This window comes from Mesorhizobium jarvisii, from assembly GCF_003601985.1.
Taxonomy (GTDB): Bacteria; Pseudomonadota; Alphaproteobacteria; order Rhizobiales; family Rhizobiaceae; genus Mesorhizobium; species Mesorhizobium jarvisii.
This window is the reverse complement of sequence record NZ_QZXA01000002.1, coordinates 60,750-79,933: the sequence shown is the minus strand read 5'-3', so window position 1 is coordinate 79,933 and position 19,184 is coordinate 60,750. Positions and strand designations below refer to the sequence as shown.

Here is a 19,184-nt window from a genome sequence, read left to right as displayed (position 1 = left end):
GCAGAAATGACCAAACCTCATTTCCGGAAACTGCTCGGCGCTCTGGTCGCCACATCTGTCCAGTTCGGCACGCTCGGTTTCGCGTTCGCCGACACCACCATCCTGAACGTGTCCTATGATCCGACGCGTGAGCTCTACAAGGCCTATGACGAGGCCTTCGCCGCCCACTGGAAAGCCGAGACCGGCGAGACGGTAACCATCCAGCAGTCGCATGGCGGATCGGGCGCCCAGGCGCGCGCCGTGATCGACGGCCTCGACGCCGACGTAGTGACGCTGGCGCTCGAAGGCGACATCAACGCCATCGTCTCCAAATCGAAGAAGATCAATCCCGACTGGCGCAAGAAATTCGAAAACAATTCAGCGCCTTACACCTCGACCATCATCTTCCTGGTCCGCAAGGGCAATCCCAAGGGCATCCACGACTGGAGCGACTTGGTCAAGGATGGCACCCAGGTGATCACCCCCAATCCGAAGACCTCGGGTGGCGCCCGCTGGAACTATCTCGCCGCCTGGGCCTACGCCAATGCCCATGATGGCGGCGACGAAGCCAAGACCAGGGAATTCGTCGGCAAGCTTTACGCCAATGCCCCGGTTCTCGACACCGGCGCGCGCGGCTCGACCGTCACCTTCGCGCAAAAGGGCATCGGCGACGTGCTGATCGGCTGGGAAAACGACGCCTATCTGGCGCTCGACGAATTCGGTGCCGACAATTTCGAGATCGTCTATCCGCCGACATCGATCCTGGCCGAGCCGCCGGTGGCGATCGTCGATGCCAATGTCGATGCCAAGGGCACGCGCAAGGTGGCGGAAGCCTATCTCGGCTGGCTCTATTCCAAGGAAGGCCAGACGATCATCGCCAAGAACCACTATCGTCCGGCCAAGCCCGAACTGGTGGCGCCGGCGGATCTGCCCAAGACCCCCGACATCAAGCTGATCTCCATCGACGATCCGCTTTTCGGCGGCTGGAAGAAGGCGCAGCCTTATCATTTCGGCGATGGTGGTATATTCGACCAGATCTACAAGCCGGCCCAGTGAGGTTGGGCAGTGCCCGAAGAAGCCCGCGAATGGGCTTCTTTCAGCGAAAATCTGGTTGAGTAAGAAGGGACGATCCAGAACTCCATGACCACAGCACCCGCGCAGGCGGGGTGGCGATTCAGGCAGCCGAGTGTCATTCCGGGTTTCGGATTGACGCTCGGCTTCTCCCTTGCCTACCTCACCCTCATCATCCTCATTCCGCTGTCCGGGCTGATCTGGCGCTCGGCCTCGCTCGGCTGGGCTGAATTCTGGGCGATCGCCAGCGACCGCCGCACCATCAACGCGCTGGAAATCAGCTTCGGCACCGCCTTCCTCGCGGCGGCTGTCAATGTCGTCTTCGGCACGCTGGTTGCCTGGGTACTGGTGCGCTACCGCTTTCCCGGCCGCCGCATTGTCGACGCCATGGTCGACCTGCCCTTCGCCCTGCCGACCGCGGTGGCCGGCATTGCGCTCACCACGCTCTATGCGCCGAATGGCTGGATCGGCAAATTGCTGATGCCGCTCGGCATCAAGGTCGCCTATACGCCGCTCGGCATCGTCGTGGCACTGGTCTTCATCGGCCTGCCCTTCGTCGTGCGCACCGTGCAGCCGATCATGGAAGAGATCGATAAGGAGGTGGAGGAAGCCGCCGCCACGCTTGGCGCCAGCCGCTTCCAGATCATCACCCGCGTGCTGTTTCCGGGCCTGGCGCCGGCCATCATCACCGGCTTCTCGCTGGCCTTCGCACGCGGCGTCGGCGAATACGGCTCGGTCATCTTCATCGCCGGCAACCTGCCCTACAAATCCGAGATCGCACCGCTGCTGATCGTCATCCGGCTGGAGGAATACAATTACCCGGCGGCGACCGCGATCGCTGCGATCATGCTGGCCCTGTCGTTCGTCATGCTTCTGGTCGTCAATCTCGTGCAGACATGGAGCCGCAAGCGCTATGGCTGATCCCGAAATCAAATCCTACGAACCCTACCATGAGAGCCGCTCGGCGGCGGTGACCGAGAGCCGTCCGGCACAGGCCGTGCTGATGGCGATCGCTTTTGTCTTCCTCGGCGTCTTCCTGCTTTTGCCGCTGATCATCGTCTTCCACGAGGCGCTGGCAAAAGGCGTCGGCGCCTATACGCAGGCATTGGGCGAGCCGGACGCACGCTCGGCCATCCACCTGACACTGCTTGTCGCGGCGATCTCGGTGCCGCTCAATGTCGTCTTCGGCATCTCCGCCGCCTGGGCGATCGCCAAGTTCGAGTTCAAGGGCAAGGCGTTTCTCACCACGCTGATCGACCTGCCCTTCTCGGTCTCGCCGGTCATCTCGGGCCTGGTCTATGTGCTGCTGTTCGGGGCGCAAGGGCTGCTCGGTGAGTGGCTGAAGGCACACGGCATCCAGATCCTGTTCGCCGTGCCCGGCATTGTGCTGGCCACCGTCTTCGTCACCTTCCCCTTCGTCGCCCGCGAACTGATCCCGCTGATGCAGGAACAGGGCAATGGCGATGAGGAAGCCGCCCTTTCGCTTGGCGCCAATGGCTGGCAGACCTTCTGGTATGTGACGCTGCCCAACGTCAAATGGGGCCTGCTCTACGGCGTGCTGCTGTGCAACGCGCGCGCCATGGGCGAATTCGGCGCGGTGTCGGTGGTGTCGGGCCATATACGCGGCCTGACCAACACCATGCCGCTGCATGTCGAAATCCTCTACAACGAGTACAATGCCGTCGGTGCTTTTGCCGTCGCTTCACTGCTTGCCGGGCTGGCGCTCGTCACGCTGGTCTTGAAAACACTGCTCGAGATGCGCTACGGCGCCGAACTCGCCGCGACGCGCGGACATTGATGCATGTCGCCCAAAAATGGCTACCGGTTTTGGGACAACGACATGCATCCACCAAAAAAGGTTTTGTAAATGGAAGTTCGCGTTGCCAACGTGCGCAAGGAGTTCGAGCGGTTTCCAGCGCTCCATGACGTGTCGCTCGACATCAAGTCGGGCGAACTGATCGCTTTGCTGGGGCCGTCAGGCTCCGGCAAGACGACGCTGCTCAGGCTGATCGCCGGGCTGGAACGGCCGACGCGCGGCAGGATCTTCTTCGGCGACGAGGATGCTTCGCAGAAGTCGATCCAAGAGCGCAATGTCGGCTTCGTCTTCCAGCACTATGCGCTGTTCCGGCACATGACGGTGGCCGACAATATCGGCTTCGGCCTGAAGGTCCGGAACGGGGCCTCGCGGCCGCCGGCAGCAGAAATCCGCCGTCGCGCTTCCGAGCTTCTCGACCTCGTCCAGCTTTCAGGGCTGGAGAAGCGCTATCCGGCACAGCTCTCCGGCGGCCAGCGCCAGCGTGTCGCGCTGGCGCGTGCCATGGCGATCGAACCCAAGGTGCTTTTGCTCGACGAGCCGTTCGGCGCGCTCGATGCGCAGGTGCGCCGCGAGTTGCGCCGTTGGTTGCGCGAGATCCATGACCGCACCGGCCACACCACCGTCTTCGTCACCCACGACCAGGAAGAGGCGCTGGAACTTGCCGACCGCGTCGTGGTGATGAGCCAGGGCCGCATCGAGCAGGTCGGTACCGCCGACGATATCTATGACACGCCGAACTCACCCTTCGTCTACGGCTTTATCGGCGAATCGAGCTCGCTTCCCGTCAAGGTCGAGAATGGCGAGATCTGGCTCGCTGATCGCCCGATCGGGCTGTCGGCGCCGCACGCGCCCGAGGGCGAGGCGACGCTCTATTTCCGCCCGCACGACGTCGAACTGCTCGATGGCTGCAGCGGCTGCATCGCCGGCACGGTCGCCGCCAGCCGCCGCGTCGCCGGCACCCGGCGCGTCGAACTCGAGATCGGCGGCGAACGCCAGCGGGTCGAGATCGAACTGCCCGTCGGACATCCCGCGGCGCAGAAGAGCCGGGTGGCGTTCCGTCCGGGGCGTTGGAAGCTGTTTCCCGCGGCCTAGGGCCACGGTGATTTGGTACGCCAAAGGGACATCTCGGACCGATGGCAGTGACCTAAGCTTTCACCAGGCCCTTCAACGATAGCACCAAGGTCATTGGATGCTTCGGAGAAGCCGCGAAGCCGTAGTGCTCGTAGAAGGCTTTCGCCTCATCCGATATGGCATGAACGAAAATGCCGCGAATCCTGAGGATCGTCGCGGCGTGGCCGGCGCGCAGAACGGCGTCTTGCAGTAGCGCGGCACCCAGCCCCTTGCCTTGCCAGCCTGCGTCCACGGCAAGGCGCCCGAGTACGACCATTGGGATGGGATCCGGCATGTTGCGACGGATGGGGCCAGGCGCCTCCGCAAGATCAAGCCCGCCCGAAGACAGGCAGTAATAGCCGACAACCCGAGCGCCTTCCGCCACCACATAAGTCCGAGACGCGCCACCGACTTGGTTGGCCCGCGCCCTACGGCGCAGCCATTGGTCGAGGCTTTCAGTCCCACTTTGGAAAAGTTCGAGATCGTGGTTTTCGGCCAGGGGCGCCGGCGCCGATAGCATCAGTCCTGCCATGGCTTGGGCGCGTTCATAAGGCGCGCAAAACCCTCCCCGCTTGGCGGTTTGTCAAGGATGTCGAGATAATGCCGGTAACTCTCCGGATCCACCTTGATCAGGGTCTGGTCGAGCAGCGTCTCCTCAGCCGAACGGTAGGCGGCGTCGATCATGAAGTCGGAGCGGGTTTTCCCGCGTATTTTCGCGGCGCGGTCAATTAGTATGCGCATGTCCTCTCGGATACGCAGATTGACAGGCTTGGCGTGGTTCTCAGGGGCGGCCTTTGTCATGGAGGACTCCTTTCCGGCATCATAGCACTTCGCATACACAATGTGTATCTACTTGTTGCCTTGCCAGGAGGGACTGAAGGGGCCGGCCAGACAGAGCGAACCCACCTGAAAGAAAATGCTACGATCCGCCAATTCGGGCAACGGTTTTTCTAGCGACTAGCGCCAAGCTCTGGAACCCATGCCTCGCCCCGCCCCCTGCGCCACGGCTATGGTCGAGCCATAACGCATTGCATCCGGAGCCTTTTCATGAAGCGATTTTTCCTTGGCGCTGCCACCGTTGCCGGCCTGTTCCTCGCATCCTCCCAAGCTTGGTCGGCCGACAAGCTGCTCAACGCCTCCTATGACGTCGGCCGCGAACTGTTCGTCCAGGTCAACAAGGCCTTCGTCGCCGGGCATCCGGGCGTGACAGTCGACCAGTCGCATGCCGGCACCTCGGCGCAGGCCCGCGCCATTGCCGAAGGGCTTGGCGCCGATGTCGTCACCTTCAACCAGGTCACCGATGTCGATTTCCTGGTCAAGAAAGGGCTCGTCTCCGCCGACTGGCAGAAGGACTTCCCCAACAACGCCTCGCCCTTCTATTCGCTGCCTTCATTCCTTGTGCGTGCCGGCAATCCCAAGCACATCAAGGACTGGAACGATCTGGTGCGCGACGACGTGCAGGTGATCTTCCCCAACCCGAAGACATCGGGCAATGCGCGCTACACCTATCTGGCCGCCACCGCCTACGCCAAGGAAGCCTTCAAGGGCGACGATGCCAAGGTGAAGGAGTTCATCACCAAGCTGTTCAACAACGTGCCGATCTTCGACACGGGTGGCCGCGCCGCGACCACCACCTTCGTGCAGCGTGAGATCGGCGACGTGCTGATCACCTTCGAATCCGAGACGCGCGGCATTCGCAAGGAGTATGGCGACGACAAGTTCGAGCAGGTCACGCCTTCGGTCAGCCTGCTCGCCGAATTCCCGGTGGCGATCGTCGACAAGGTCGCCGACCAGCACGGCACGCGCGAACTGGCCAAGACCTATCTCGATTTCCTCTACACGCCCGAGGGCCAGGACATCCTCGCCCAGAACGGCAACCGGGTGCGTGATGCAGCCGTCGCCGCCAAATACAAGGCCGATTTCCCGGACGTGCGCCTGCTGACGGTGGAAGACGTCTTCGGCGGCTGGGACAAGATCCAGAAAGAGCACTTTGCCGCCGGCGGCCTGCTCGACCAGGCCTATGGCAGCCGCTGACGGTTGCGGCATGGATTGAACAGATGAGGAAAGCCGGCAATGAGCCGGCTTTCTTCGTTTTTGCCATCAGCCAGGACGAATACGGCATCATCCCGGCAAAACGTTACAAAGAATCAACGCGTTTGTGCCTAACGTGCTATTCGGCGTCTTGTTTTCGCGAAATATCATCGCACAGCGAAACCGTCATTATTTGCACACAAACAGCCGCCAGATGCGGGGTGGTTGGGGCTTCAACGGGTTGACTCGGGCATGCTGACAAAAAAAGGCAAATACGGCCTAAAGGCCCTCGTGCATCTGTCTGGCCTGCCGGCGGGCCAACTGGCCTTCGTCAACGACATTGCTGTCGCCAACAACATCCCGAAGAAATTCCTCGATGCCATTCTGGGCGAATTGCGCAATGCCGGCTTTGTCCAGAGCCGCAAGGGCAAGGAAGGCGGCTATCGCCTCGCTCGCCCGGCTTCCGAGATCAAGATCGGCCATGTCGTGCGCGTGTTGGACGGCCCGCTGGCGCCGATCCCCTGCGCCAGCCGCACGCAGTACCAGCGCTGCGAGGATTGCGACGAGGCGACCTGCCAGGTCCGGCACATGATGCTGGAAGTGCGCCAGGCCATTGCCGAGGTGCTCGATAACAGAAGCCTCGCAGCCATGCGCGATGCCGATAACGACGATTTCCCGGTCGAGCTGTCCTCGCAGATTTAGTCTAGATCGACGGCTGGGGGCGGCGTTTGTCATAGCAAGGTTCCATGATCGCCCATGGCGATGCCATGACAGGCGACGGTACCGGCTTACGAATTGGCCAGCAGACGCATCGCGTCCGCAACGGCATCGGCAACGGGACGCGTCGCGTCGATTGTCAGCGCCCGCTCATCGCTCCCCGGCGGCTCGAGAATCGCGAACTGGCTGTCGACCAGGCTTGCCGGCATGAAATGGTCCTTGCGGCTGGCGACCCGCTGCCTTGCCGTCGCCGGATCGATCTCCAGATAGAGGAAGACGATGTCGGGGCAAAAACCGCGCAGGCGCTCGCGATAGCCGCGCTTCAGCGCCGAGCAGGCCGCGACCACGCCCTGCCCTTCGCCGACCGACGCCGCGATGCGCTCGCCGATGGCGTCGAGCCAGCCCTCACGCAACTGGTCGGTAAGTGGCTCGCCGCTTGCCATGCGCGCCACATTCTCCGGCGGATGCAGCCTGTCGCCTTCGATGAAGACGGCCCCCAGCGCGGCCGCCAGCGCAATGCCGACAGCCGACTTGCCGCAACCCGCGACGCCCATCACCACAATCGCCGGAGGCACCGAACCGGGAGCGCCCGCCGGCGCCTGCGCTGCTTCTTCGTCCACGGCTAGAGCATGATGCCGAAAAGTGTGAAGCGGTTTTCGGACGACATCATGCTCTATCTCCTTGATTTAGAGGCGGATTCAGATTTCAGCTCGATCCGGCCTGAAATCCTCCGGCTCTAGCGGCTTGCCGGCGCGCGGCCGTAGAGCAGCAGCATGGCGACAATGACGACGCCATAGATGATCTGCCGCCCCGCCTCCGGCATCTGCATGACCGACAGGATGGACTGCAGAAGCGTGATCAGGATGACGCCGGCGACGGTGCCGAGATAGGACCCGCGCCCACCGAGGATCGAGGTGCCGCCGAGCACCACCGCGGCGATCGACGGCAGCAAATATGCATCGCCCATCGACTGCGCCGCCTTCGAGGCATAGCCGGCCAGAAGTACGCCGCCGAAGGCCGAGAGCCCGCCGGAGACGGCGAAGGCGATCATCACCACGCGCCTCGTGTCGATGCCGGAGAGATAGGCGGCGCGCTCGCGGTTGCCGATGCCGTAGACGGTGCGGCCAAAGCCGGTGCGGGTCAGAACGAAGACCATCGCCGCCCCGATCAGCGCCCAGATGATGACTGCGTTGGGCACGCCTGGAACGGCAAAGCCGGTGGCGAGGTAGCGCATCGCGCCCGTGGCCGAATCCTGAGGCGAGAAGCCGCCGGTATAGACCACCATCAGCCCTTGCGCGACGGCATTGGTGGCGAGTGTGATGATCATCGAGGGAATGCGCAGATAGGCGACGCCGATGCCGTTGACGACGCCGATCAGCACGCCGCAGAAGATGCCGAACGGAATGGCCAGCACCACGCCGACCGGGCCGTAGGCGGCCGCCGCGCAGGCCATCATGGCGCCCGCGGCCACCGACCACGGCACCGACAGGTCGATCTGGCCGAGCAGGATGACCAGCATCATGCCGGTGGCGATGACGCCGAGGAACGAGGCCACCTTCAACTGCTGCAGCAGATATTCAGGTGACAGGAAGCTTCTGGAATAGAGGCTGCCGAGGAACAGCAACAGCACGATGCAGGCGAATGCCGTCAGCACAGCCGGATCGGCGCGGCGGATGAATTTCGGCATGCGGCCGGCAATGCCGCCCAATGTCGTTTCGCTCACAGGAACCACTCCAGCCGGTTGCGGACCCGAAACAGGGCGAAGGCGCCGAGGCTGACCGCGATCAGCAGGATAACCCCCTGGAACAGCGGCTGCCAGAGCGGATCGAAATCGAACACGAACAACAGATCGCCGATGGTGCGGAAGGCCAGCGCGCCGAAGATGGCGCCGATGGCGCTGCCCTTGCCGCCGAACAGCGAGACACCGCCCAGCACCACGGCGGCGATCGAGAACAGCGTGTAGGCGTTGCCGCTGGCATAGGCAGCGTCGCCCGTATAGGTGAAGAAGGTCAGGAACAGCCCGCCGATCGCGGCCAGCAGCCCGGCCAGCGTGTAGGCGGCGAACTTGCCGCGCCTGATCGGAACGCCCGACATATAGGCCGCCGTCTCCGACGATCCCGCCGCATAGGCAGCACGGCCAAGCACCGAGCGGCTGAACGGCACCCAGATCAACAACACGATGGCGAACAGCACGACGAGGCTCGCCGGCACCACATCGAAGACGCGTCCGGTCATCGCGTCGGCCAGGTCCTCATTGACCGAGCCGCCTGGAAAGGGCCGCAGCAGAAGGCCGATGCCGTAAAAGACGGCGCCGGTGGCGATGGTGGCGACGATCGGCTGCAGCCGGCCGTAGATGACGATGGCGCCGTTGATGGCGCCGCACAGAAGACCGACCGCCAGCACGGCGATGACGCCGAGCGTCGTCTGCATGGGCGTGCCCACCACCAGCCAGGAGGCCAGGCAGTTGGTAAGCAGAAAAATCATGCCGACGGACAGGTCGATGCCGGCGGTGATCACCACCAGCGTCTGCGCCATGGCGACGAAGGCGAGCAGCACACCCTTGTTCGCCGCCGTCTGCACCACATTGGCAGTGAAGCCGGCCGGATGGTTCGAGGTGTAGATGATGAACATGACGATGAAGATGCCGAGCGCCAGCAGCATTCCGCGCTGCTCTGCCAGCCAGTAGCGCCAATCTTTCACGCACTTGCTCCCAGGCCCACCGGGCTCTCCTCGCCATGGATGTTGAGCGCGCTCGCTATCAGCGCTCGCTCGGTGATCTCGGCGCCGACCAGTTCGCGCTTGACCGCGCCGTCGTAGAGCACCAGCACGCGGTCGCAGCAGCCGATCAGCTCGTCATAGTCGGTCGAATAGAACAGGATCGCGGCCCCGGCGTCCGCCAGCTTGCGCATCAGCTGATAGAGCTCCTGCTTGGTGCCGACATCGATGCCCCGCGTCGGGTCGTTGAGCAGGATGATGCGCGGCTGGCGCATCAGCCATTTGGCGATGACCACCTTCTGCTGGTTGCCGCCCGACAGCGCGCCGACCGGAATATCGAGGCCCGCCGTCTTGATCGCGAGCAGGCCGACCATATCGTCGATCAGCCGCTGCTCGGCGGCGCGGTCGATGATGCCGCCCTTGGACAAGCGATCGAGCGCGGCGAAGGACAGATTCTCGCGCACCGTCATCGGCAGCATCAAGCCTTCGGTCTTGCGGTCCTCGGGGATCAGCGCCATGCCGATGCCGTCCTCGCGGGCCGCCGCGGGACTGCTGATCGCCACCGGCTTGCCGTCGATCAGCACCTCGCCGGAAAGGCCGCGCAGCACGCCGAAGAAGGCAAGCAGCAATTCGCGCTGGCCCTGGCCGTCGAGACCGCCGAGGCCGACCACCTCGCCTGCCCTGACGGTCAGCGAGATGTCGTGCAGCCGGTCGGCCCAGGAAAGCTTGCGGGCTTCAAGCCTGGGTGCGGCTGTAGCTGGCACGGTCGCCGGTTTGGGCGGGAAGATGTGACTGTATTCGCGGCCGATCATCAATTCGACCACCTCATTGTCGCTCTTCGAGCCGGCCTTGTAGCTGGCGACATTGCGGCCATTGCGGAACACCGTGCACTGATCGGCAAGTTCGGCGATCTCGTTCAAGCGGTGCGAGATATAGAGCAACGCCAGCCCTTCCGAGCGCAGCCGTTTCAGGACGCCAAAAATCTTCGAGACATCCGCCGCCGTGAGCGCCGATGTCGCCTCGTCGAGGATGAGAATGCGTGGCTTTCTGGCCAGCGCCTTGGCGATCTCGACCATCTGCCTTCTTGAAAGGGGAAGGTCCTTGACCAGCGCCAGCGGATGGATGTCGGCCGCGCCAGCGCGCGCAAGGGCTTCCTCTGCGACGCGACGTTGCGCCTTGCGGTCGATCATGCCGAAGCGTTTGGGCGGATCGGAAATGACGATGTTGTCGGCGACGCTGAGATCTGGAACCAGCGACAACTCCTGGAAGATGCAGACGATGCCTGCCTGGTTGGCGGCGGCTGGCGACAGGAAGGTCACCTCACGGCCATCCAGCGTCATGCGGCCCTCATCGGGCGCCACGACACCAGCCATGACCTTGATCAACGTCGACTTGCCGGCGCCGTTTTCGCCAAGGATGGCGTGGATGCTGCCGGATGTGACGACAAGCTCCGCCTTTTCCAGAGCTCGCACGCCACCATAGCGCTTGGATATGCCTTCCATCTGGAAGAGCGGAACCGCACTGTCCATCGGCCCTCCCCGGGGCGCTTTGAGCGTATCAATTGACCGGCGCCGCGGGAGATCCCACGGCGCCGGGAGTGCAGCCTACTGGTCCGCCTTGGTCTGCCCCATGATTTCCTGTGCGGTGAAATTGATGCCGCAGGTCGGGAAGGAATTGCCGACGAAGAAATTGTCGGACTGGTCGGGGAAGAAATCCTGACCAGCCTTGAAGTTTGGATCCTCGACGATGGCAAGCGGCAGCTTGACCGATTGCGGGACGACATTGCCTTCAAGCGCTGCGATCGCCGTCTTGATGGCAACCGCCACCTGCGCCGGACCGGTACCGGCTGACGAGCACTTCAACCCGTCGGCCGCGTGGGCCGCGCAGAATTTGCGGAAGCCGTTCTCGGTCTCGCCGCCGAACGGCACGAAGGGATGCTTGGCATCGATCATCGCCTGCACGATACCGGTGTCGCCGCCCTGTCCGGTGACGCCGTCGAAGGGGCCGTTGGTGGCGATCGCGTCGGCCGAAGCCTTTTGCGCAACGCCGTCATCCCACTTGCCGACGACCTCGGTGACGGCCCATTTCTTTCCGGAGGCATCGAGAACCTCGTGGATGCCATTGTGGCGGTCAGTGTCCACCGACGTGCCGGCAACGCCGCGCACCTCGAGCACCTTGCCGCCATTAGGCACATGGGAGACCAGCCATTTGCCCCACAACTCTCCAAGACCCTTCTGGTCGACATTGACGTTGATGGCGTCCTTGGTGTCGAGAATGTTGTCGAAGGCAACCAGCACGACGCCGGCTTCCTTGGCGCGCTTGATCACTGGCCCGAATGCGGTCGGGTTCTGCGCGTTGACGACGATCGCGTCATAACCGGAATCGATGAAGTTGTTGATCGCCGAAATCTGCGCCGGCACATCTTCGCCGGTCGAGACGACCTTGAATTCCTTCAGCTTCGCGGCGACGTCCTTCTGTGCCGCATAGGCCTTCGCGGTCTGCACCATCTGGATGCGCCACGTGTTGGCGATATAGCCGTTGGCGAGCGCGATGCGGTACGGCCCGGCCTTCTTGGGGAACTTGAAGAATTGCGTGTCGGCGGCCCAGGGCGCGAAACAGTCAGGCTCGGCAGCCGGACCTTTGACGATTTCGGGACCCGCGGCAATCGCCGACGAGCTCAACATAACGAATGCACTGGCGGCAACGATGCCACCGACAAGTGACTTGATCATCGATAATCCTCCCGATTGCAGTTCTGATTTGTTTGCTTCAGTTTTATGCAATTCCCGCGTTTCCTGCAGGCCCTCCCGCCTTGCCCAGTCACGCCTGCCAGGTGCCAACGACCTTCGCGCCACCTCCCCTTTGCCGTCCCCGTCGATCGAAGAAAAACTATCATATTATACATAATAAACAAGCATGAGCTGTTGCTTATGTATAATAAACAAACCCAGCACTTCAGAGGCAAGGCTCGTTCAGAAAAATGGTAGCGCTACCATAACGTTGTGTAAAGCACCATTTGAGCGTCTTCTAGAAAGCGGGTTCAGCGGGCTGTACTCTCGCGGCGCTTGAGCTCGAAGCCGAGATCGACGACCCGCTCCTGCGGCCGGTCACCGGCGATCGCCGCCAGTGCCATGGCCACGGCACGCCTGCCGATTTCGTAGCGGTAGGTGCGGATGCTGGTGATCGAGGGAAACGCCACCTGCATCATGTCGAGATCGTTGAAACCGACGATGCCGATGGTCTTGGGCACATCGATCGCGGCGCGGTGGCATTCGAACAGCACACCGAGCGCGATGTCGTCATTGTTGCAGAACACGCCGTCGAGCGTCGGCATCTTGGCCAGGGCGTCGCGGAATAATTCGCGGCCGAGCGGCACGCTAGACAGCACGGGCGTGGTGGTGACCAGGCGCGGATCAAACAGCCCGGCCTTCTCCATCGCCGCGCGATAGCCGGCGAGGCGCCGCTGCGAGCGCGGGTCCATGCGCGCGCCGATGAAGCCGATGCGGCGATACCCTGCCTCGATCAGGTGCTCGGTCGCCGTCCTGCCGCCGTCGAAATGCGAGAAGCCGACCATCATGTCGACGGGATCGGGCCCGGTCTCCATCACCTGCACCACGGGGCAGCCGGCATTTTCGAGCAGTTTTCGCGAGGTAGGCGTCTGGTCGATGCCGGCGACGATCAGCGCTGCCGGCCGCTGCGAGCCGAACAGCTGCAAGAGCCGCTCCTCCTCGAGCCCGGAATAGTGCGTGTTGCCAAGCTGGATGCGGAAAGGGCTGTCCGACAGGCTGTCATAGATGCCGCGCACCACCTCGGCGAAGACGTTGTTGGTGAGCGATGGCACCAGCACGCCGAACACCTCGGCGCGCGCCGAGGCCAGCGCGCGCGCATTGGGGTCCGGCACATAGCCGAGCTCGTCGACGGCGGCCTGGATCTGACGGCGCAATTCTTCCGAGACGCGCTCCGGCTCGCGCAGCGCCCGCGACACGGTGATGGCGCCGACGCCGGCCTTGCGCGCGACATCCGCTATGGTCGGGCGGCCGCCGCCGCGGCGCGAGCGCGGCTTGATCAAGGCCGAGGTCCGCTTGCACACATCCGCAGTACGATCATCTCAGCTGTCGCCATCTCACCGGCCTATCGCCGCAACCCTTGATCTCTGGGGTCGCGCAGTGCCTGCCTATTGTCAAGCCGAGGCGCGCCTCAGGCTGCCATGACGGCCCTTTGCCTTGCCTTCCACATGAACAGCCCGATCGCCACTATGTTCAGCAAATTCCAGGCGATGCCATTGAGGAAGGCTACGGCGTAGGATCCGGTCAGGTCGTAGATCCAGCCCGACATCCAACCGCCGATCGCCATGCCGAAGATCGTCGCCATCATGACGATGCCGATACGCTGGCCGGCCTCCTTGGCCGGCAGGTATTCGCGCACGATGATCGCATAGCAGGGCACGATGCCGCCTTGCGACAGGCCGAACACCAACGACACGACGTAGAGCGAGGCGAGCCCGTCGAACGGAATGTAAAACAGCAGCGACAGGCATTGCAGCACCGAGCCGATGACCAGGGTCTTCGCACCGCCGATGCGATCGGCGATGAAGCCCGAAGCGAGCCGGCTGACGACGCCCGCCGCCATCATGATCGACAGCATGTCGGCGCCATGCGCAATGCCGTAGCCAAGATCCATGCAATAGGCGACGATATGCACCTGCGGCATCGACATCGCCACGCAGCAGCCAAGGCCGGCGACAACCAGCAGCGCCTGCAGCGCCGCCGGCGACATGGGAATCGGCTGCACAGACCGGCTTCCCGGTGAGCCGGCGGCGGTAGCCTCAGGAGCGCCGCGCCGCAGCATCAGCACCAACGGCACCATGGTGACCAGGCAGAAGATGCCGATCGCGGCATAGGTGAAGCGCCAGCCTTCCGCCTTGATCAGCGTCGGCATGATGGTCGGCCAGAGCGTTCCGGCGAGGTAATTACCGGCCGCCGCCGCCGTGACGGCGACGCCACGCCGGCGGTTGAACCAGTGCGAGATGTCGGCGATGAGCGGCCCGAAGATCACCGACGTGCCGACACCGATAAGCAACCCTTGCGCAAGGGTGAATTGCAGGATCGAGGTCGAAAGTGCGGCAAGCAGCAGGCCGGCCGAGAGTGCCACGGAGGAAATCAGCGCCGGGATCCAATACCCCATGCGATCGATGGCGCGGCCGACCAACACATTGCCGGCGGCGAAGCCCACCATGGTCGCGGTGTAGGGCATGGATGCCGCGGCGCGGTCGACGCCGAACTCCGCCTGCACCGCGGGCAGCACCACGACGACAGCCCACATGCCGACCCCACCGATCGTCGCCAGCACCATCGATATGGCCAGGCGCACCCAAGCGTAGGAACTGTCTATGCCGGGACTGGGCCGGTTCAAGTCGGTTCGGGTCAAAGGCGTTTCCTGTCGGCGGTCTCGAAAACCGGCCGCCGTTTGCACCACTATCGGCGCATTCTCTGCGTGCAGCAGCGCCACAGCAGGCAAATCCGTGGCTCCAGAGCGGACAGAAGGCGGGAACCGACGCCAATGTCTGGAGTTTTCCGACCATCAAACCGCAAAGGAGTCCCAGCCATGACCGCTGCCAGGCAGAAATGGTCGGCCGAGGTGACCGAGCAGAGCGACGCCATGGATCTCGAGGATCACATCTTCGAGTCCGACGATGCCAGGAAGATCGCCGCCTCGCTCAAACGGTCGGCCGAACACAGCCACCGCCGCAAGGCCGAACCTTTTCAATCCGCCATGTCGATGCTGAATTTCTATATCAACCGCGCCGGCAAGAACCTGCCCGCCACGCGCAGGCGAGTGCTCGAGCACGCCAAGGACGAATTGCGCGTAGCGTTCGGCCGCGAGAAGGAAGGTTAGCTCCAGCCTCGGGTGTATTGAGATTCAGGTCAGGCCGAGCCGAGAATGGTGGTTTTCGAGAACCGGCGCGCAGCGTACGTTTGGGTACGTGAGCACCGGAAGCGCAGAAAACTGCCGTTCGCAGGCCGGCATCACCTGAATATCAACACACCCTAGCGCGACTTGATCACGTGATCGGTGTTGGCGAGCAACTTGCGCACCGCGGCGCGCGCTGCGTCCGGGCGTTGCAGCCGGATGTTCTTCTCGATCGCCTCATGCAGCTTCTGCACGTGATTGAGATCGTCGACCGCCCGTGTCGTAAAGGTGAAGAGATGGTCGAACGCGGATTCGATCAGTACTCCGAGCGGCACCAGAAGATCATTGCCGGATGCGCGCAGGATGGCCAGGTGGAAGCGTGTGTCGGCGCGCGTGCGTTCCTGCAGGCTGGCCGCCTCCCCCATCTCGCGGCAGGCCTGGCTGATCTCGGCCATCTGCTCGTCGGTCCGCCGCATGGCGGCGAAGGCGGTGGCTTCCGGCTCGATGATGTGGCGGAATTCCTGCACCGTCTTCAGAAACACCTCGCGGTCGGGCGAGGTCGCGTACCAGGCGAGCACGTCACGGTCGAGCAGGTTCCAGCGTTCCCTGGGCTCGACCCAGCTGCCGATCTTGGGGCGTGAAGCAAGCAAGCTCTTGGCCATCAGCATCTTGATCGCCTCGCGCACCGCCGAGCGGCTGACGCTGAAGGTTTCCGACCATTTCGCCTCATTAGGCAGGATGGTGCCGGGCGGATAATCGCCGCGCACGATTCGCAGGCCAATTTCGCTGGCCAGCGACGTGTGCACGCTGGCGCCGGGAATGCGTGCCGCGTCGGGCCGGCGAACACCGGAGGGGCGTTCGGCGGATGCCGGCTTTTTCGGCGATTTTTCCTTGTTCGGCTTTGCGTCCCGCATGGACTTCAGAAAGGCCGGTTTGCGGAAGCTGTCAAGCACCACCCGGCGGTTGGGCCGCAAAGCGCGCCGCTATGCACAGCCCAACCCCGTTTTGCCTGCTTGCTCAGGCGGTTTTGACGTATTTGCGCCAGCTATGCTCCGGACGGAAGCCCAGCATATCGCGCGCCTTGCGGTTCGACAGCAGCGTCTCGTACTCACCGAGTTCGGCCTTGACCGGCACGTTGGGATAGAATCGCTTCAGGAGTTCGGCCGTCGGCAGGTCGGACGAGGTGTCGTCATTGGCGGCGTTGAACACCTGGTAGCCGAGCCCGTCCTTTTCGATGGCGCGCAGCGTGATCTGGCCGAGATCGCGCGCGTCGACATAGCTCCAGGCGATGCGCTTGCGGAAACCGGGATCGGCGAACCATTTCGGGAACAGCGAATATTCATGCGGCTCGATGACATTGCCGATGCGCAAGGCATAGATGTCGGTGCCGTTGCGCTGCGCGAAGGCACGCGCGGTCTTTTCGTTGACGATCTTGGACAGCGCATAACTGTCCATCGGGTCGACGTCATACTCCTCGTCGAGCGGGAAATATTTGGGGTCGCGCGGCTCGTTGGCGAACACCAGGCCGTAGGTCGTCTCCGAGGAGGCGACGATCACCTTGCGGATGCCGAGCTTCACCGCGGCCTCGATGACATTGTAGGTGCCCATCGCATTGATGCGGAACACTTCATTGTCCGGCGTGATCATGATGCGCGGGATGGCAGCGAAATGCACCACCGCATCCACCGGCTGCGGGCGCAGCGAGGGGTCGAATTCGTGCAGGCCCATATAACTCGACAGCGCGTTGAACACCTGCCCGCTATCGGTGATGTCGGTGATCAGCGTGCGCACCTTGGGATTGTCGAGCGGCTTGGTGTCGACGTTGAGCACCTGGCAGCCCTGTTCGACAAGATATTGCACGACATGGCGCCCAGCCTTGCCGCTGCCGCCGGTGAACATGATCCGCTTCGTCATTCTGGTCTCCATGACAGGCTCTGGAATTACCGTCTATTGTCAGACAATATTGCTTTCTGCAACCGCATATGGCTAAAACAGCGGCGCAATTATCGATAATCCGGGATAGGACGACGACATGAACACCACCACCGCGCGCGAAAAGATCGGCTTCATCGGCCTTGGACTGATGGGGCACGGCATTGCCAAGAATATCGTCGACAAGGGCTATCCCCTGACATTCCTTGGCCGCAAGAACCGCAAACCCTCGGAGGACCTCCTCGGCCGCGGCGCCAAGGAGGCGTCGACCTCGCGCGATGTCGCCGCAGCGTCCGATATCGTCTTCATCTGCGTCACCGGTTCGCGCGAAGTGGAAGCCATTATCCGCGGCCCCGGCGGCCTCAAGGAAGGCTTGAAGAAAGGCTCGGTCGTCGTCGATTGTTCGACCTCGGACCCGGTCTCGACCGTGGCGCTTGCGGCCGAACTCAAGGCGCTTGATATCGACTATGTCGACGCGCCGCTGAGCCGCACGCCGAAGGAAGCCTGGGAAGGCACGCTCGACGCCATGGTCGGCGCACCCGACGCCGTCTTTGTCAGGGTCAAGCCGGTGATCGAGACCTGGGCCGGCCGCATCGTCCACATTGGCGACACCGGCGATGGCCACCGCATGAAGCTGCTCAACAATTTCATTTCGCTGGGCTACGCCGCCATCTATTCCGAGGCGCTGGCCCTGGCCGAAAAGGTCGGCATCTCACCGCCGCGTTTCGACAGCGTCATCCGCAACGGGCGCATGGATTGCGGCTTCTACCAGACCTTCATGCGCTGGACGTTGGAAGGCGACCGCGACGCCCACAAATTCACCATCGCCAACGCCTTCAAGGACCTGACCTATCTGGAATCGATGGCGGGTGCCGCCGGCATCGCCAACCCGCTCGGCAACGCCACCAAGAACTCCTTCGCCGGCGCCCATGCCACCGGCCCGGCCGAGCAGTTCGTGCCGATGCTGGCGACGCATATCGGCAAGGTCAACGGCGTCGACCTGATGCCGACCAAGGATGGTAAGAAGCAGACGATTTAAGGCTCTAACTCTTTGTTTTGACGCAACTCCCTAGGGAGAGCGCTACGCGCTTTCCCGGGAATTGCTCTAACGGCCGGACGGCTACCGCCGCCGGCTGCCGATCCCCTCATCGGTGTCGGCGAGCAGCTTGTGCACGGCATTGCGCGCCGCCGCCGGCCGTTGCAGGCGGATGTTCTTCTCGATCGCCTCGTGCAGTTTCTGCGCCCGGTTCTGGTCGCTGACCTGGCGTGTCGTGAAAACGAAGAGATGGTCTAGTGCGGACTCGATCAGCACGCCGAGCGGCACCAGCAGGTCGTTGCCCGAGGCCCGCAGGATGGCGAGGTGGAAGCGCGTGTCGGCACGGATGCGTTCCGGCAGGTTCGCAGCCTCCCCCATCTCGCGGCAGGCCAGGCTGATCTCGGCCATCTGCTCGTCGCTGCGCCGCATGGCGGCGAAGGCGGATGCTTGCGGCTCGATGATATGGCGGAACTCTTGCACGGTGCGCAGGAAGGTTTCACGGTCGGGTGCGGTCGCGTACCAGGCAAGCACGTCGCGGTCGAGCAGGTTCCAGCGCTCCTTCGGTTCGACCCAGCTGCCGATCTTGGGACGTGATGCCAGAAGGCTCTTGGCCATCAGCATCTTGATCGCCTCGCGCACCGCCGAGCGGCTGACATTGAACGTCTCCGCCCATTTGGCCTCGTTGGGCAGGATGCTGCCGGGCGGATAGTCGCCGCGCACGATCCGCAGCCCAATCTCGCTGGCGAGCGAGGCATGAACACTGGACCCGGGAAAGTGCGCCGCATCCGCCCTGCGCACGACCGCCGGATCGCGGCTGGCTTGCGCCTTGGCCCGGCTGGCTTGTCTCTTTGCCTTGTCCTGGGGCAT

At 63.3% G+C, this 19,184-nt stretch carries 20 protein-coding genes; 8 read left to right on the top strand and 12 right to left on the bottom strand.

Annotated elements, in window-relative coordinates:
* The first annotated feature begins 6 nt into the window (after positions 1–6).
* The 4 genes from D3242_RS04230 (at position 7) to D3242_RS04215 (ending at position 3,958) form a co-directional block, all read left to right on the top strand.
* The gene (locus D3242_RS04230; RefSeq protein ID WP_019859193.1) at positions 7–1,035 is read left to right on the top strand and encodes a sulfate ABC transporter substrate-binding protein; all 1,029 of its coding nucleotides are present in this window, start codon (positions 7–9) and stop codon (positions 1,033–1,035) included.
* Positions 1,036–1,119: 84 nt separating this feature from the next.
* Positions 1,120–1,971 carry a sulfate ABC transporter permease subunit CysT gene (cysT, locus tag D3242_RS04225; protein ID WP_019859195.1) on the top strand — a complete coding sequence of 284 codons (852 nt, stop codon included), beginning with the start codon at positions 1,120–1,122 and terminating at the stop codon, positions 1,969–1,971.
* Positions 1,964–2,848, top strand: a complete 885-nt coding sequence (gene cysW / locus D3242_RS04220) for a sulfate ABC transporter permease subunit CysW (RefSeq protein WP_019859196.1) — start codon at positions 1,964–1,966, stop codon at positions 2,846–2,848. Before cysT ends, cysW begins: the two co-directional genes overlap by 8 nt.
* 69 nt (positions 2,849–2,917) lie before the next feature.
* Positions 2,918–3,958, top strand: coding sequence for a sulfate/molybdate ABC transporter ATP-binding protein (locus tag D3242_RS04215; RefSeq protein WP_064983735.1), 1,041 nt, complete (start codon positions 2,918–2,920; stop codon positions 3,956–3,958).
* A gap of 52 nt (positions 3,959–4,010) precedes the next feature.
* On the opposite strand, the gene D3242_RS04210 is transcribed toward D3242_RS04215, so the two are convergent.
* Both D3242_RS04210 and D3242_RS04205 read right to left on the bottom strand, forming a co-directional pair.
* Positions 4,011–4,496, bottom strand: a complete 486-nt coding sequence (locus D3242_RS04210; RefSeq protein WP_064984294.1) for a GNAT family N-acetyltransferase — start codon at positions 4,494–4,496, stop codon at positions 4,011–4,013.
* Positions 4,496–4,777 (bottom strand): type II toxin-antitoxin system TacA family antitoxin, encoded by a 282-nt coding sequence (locus D3242_RS04205; protein WP_064983733.1) that lies wholly within the window; start codon positions 4,775–4,777, stop codon positions 4,496–4,498. Before D3242_RS04205 ends, D3242_RS04210 begins: the two co-directional genes overlap by 1 nt.
* A 246-nt stretch (positions 4,778–5,023) precedes the next feature.
* Between D3242_RS04205 and D3242_RS04200 the strand changes: the two genes are divergently transcribed.
* Both D3242_RS04200 and D3242_RS04195 read left to right on the top strand, forming a co-directional pair.
* Positions 5,024–6,010, top strand: coding sequence for a sulfate ABC transporter substrate-binding protein (locus D3242_RS04200; RefSeq protein WP_064983732.1), 987 nt, complete (start codon positions 5,024–5,026; stop codon positions 6,008–6,010).
* 249 nt (positions 6,011–6,259) lie between these two features.
* On the top strand, positions 6,260–6,709 hold the full coding sequence (locus D3242_RS04195; protein WP_019859201.1) for an RrF2 family transcriptional regulator: 450 nt from the start codon (positions 6,260–6,262) through the stop codon (positions 6,707–6,709).
* A gap of 86 nt (positions 6,710–6,795) precedes the next feature.
* Here the strand turns inward: D3242_RS04195 and D3242_RS04190 are convergent, their stop codons facing one another.
* The 7 genes from D3242_RS04190 to D3242_RS04160 all read right to left on the bottom strand — a co-directional run bounded on the left by D3242_RS04190 (position 6,796) and on the right by D3242_RS04160 (position 14,866).
* On the bottom strand, positions 6,796–7,344 hold the full coding sequence (locus tag D3242_RS04190; RefSeq protein ID WP_064983730.1) for a gluconokinase: 549 nt from the start codon (positions 7,342–7,344) through the stop codon (positions 6,796–6,798).
* 116 nt (positions 7,345–7,460) lie between these two features.
* On the bottom strand, positions 7,461–8,447 hold the full coding sequence (locus D3242_RS04185; protein ID WP_019859204.1) for an ABC transporter permease: 987 nt from the start codon (positions 8,445–8,447) through the stop codon (positions 7,461–7,463).
* A complete protein-coding gene (locus D3242_RS04180; RefSeq protein ID WP_064983728.1) occupies positions 8,444–9,424 on the bottom strand; it encodes an ABC transporter permease in 981 nt (326 codons plus the stop codon). Before D3242_RS04180 ends, D3242_RS04185 begins: the two co-directional genes overlap by 4 nt.
* Positions 9,421–10,968: a sugar ABC transporter ATP-binding protein gene (locus tag D3242_RS04175; RefSeq protein WP_064983727.1), complete on the bottom strand. Its 1,548-nt coding sequence runs from the start codon at positions 10,966–10,968 to the stop codon at positions 9,421–9,423. The genes D3242_RS04180 and D3242_RS04175 overlap by 4 nt, the downstream gene beginning before the upstream one ends.
* A 75-nt stretch (positions 10,969–11,043) precedes the next feature.
* On the bottom strand, positions 11,044–12,171 hold the full coding sequence (locus D3242_RS04170; RefSeq protein ID WP_019859208.1) for a sugar ABC transporter substrate-binding protein: 1,128 nt from the start codon (positions 12,169–12,171) through the stop codon (positions 11,044–11,046).
* 308 nt (positions 12,172–12,479) lie between these two features.
* Complete coding sequence (gntR, locus tag D3242_RS04165; RefSeq protein ID WP_027047039.1) at positions 12,480–13,508, bottom strand: HTH-type transcriptional regulator GntR; 1,029 nt, start codon at positions 13,506–13,508, stop codon at positions 12,480–12,482.
* A gap of 128 nt (positions 13,509–13,636) precedes the next feature.
* Positions 13,637–14,866 (bottom strand): MFS transporter, encoded by a 1,230-nt coding sequence (locus tag D3242_RS04160; RefSeq protein WP_027047040.1) that lies wholly within the window; start codon positions 14,864–14,866, stop codon positions 13,637–13,639.
* 177 nt (positions 14,867–15,043) lie between these two features.
* On the opposite strand from D3242_RS04160, the gene D3242_RS04155 reads away from it, so the two are divergent.
* Entirely contained in the window at positions 15,044–15,334 is a 291-nt protein-coding gene (locus D3242_RS04155) for a DUF3175 domain-containing protein (RefSeq protein WP_064983725.1), read from the top strand.
* Between the two features lie 152 nt (positions 15,335–15,486).
* Here the strand turns inward: D3242_RS04155 and D3242_RS04150 are convergent, their stop codons facing one another.
* A complete protein-coding gene (locus D3242_RS04150; protein ID WP_027047041.1) occupies positions 15,487–16,263 on the bottom strand; it encodes a FadR/GntR family transcriptional regulator in 777 nt (258 codons plus the stop codon).
* 103 nt (positions 16,264–16,366) lie between these two features.
* Positions 16,367–17,263: an NAD-dependent epimerase/dehydratase family protein gene (locus D3242_RS04145; protein ID WP_064984292.1), complete on the bottom strand. Its 897-nt coding sequence runs from the start codon at positions 17,261–17,263 to the stop codon at positions 16,367–16,369.
* 118 nt (positions 17,264–17,381) lie between these two features.
* On the opposite strand from D3242_RS04145, the gene D3242_RS04140 reads away from it, so the two are divergent.
* Positions 17,382–18,320: an NAD(P)-dependent oxidoreductase gene (locus tag D3242_RS04140; RefSeq protein ID WP_064983723.1), complete on the top strand. Its 939-nt coding sequence runs from the start codon at positions 17,382–17,384 to the stop codon at positions 18,318–18,320.
* A gap of 81 nt (positions 18,321–18,401) precedes the next feature.
* On the opposite strand, the gene D3242_RS04135 is transcribed toward D3242_RS04140, so the two are convergent.
* The gene (locus tag D3242_RS04135) at positions 18,402–19,184 is read right to left on the bottom strand and encodes a FadR/GntR family transcriptional regulator (protein WP_019859216.1); all 783 of its coding nucleotides are present in this window, start codon (positions 19,182–19,184) and stop codon (positions 18,402–18,404) included.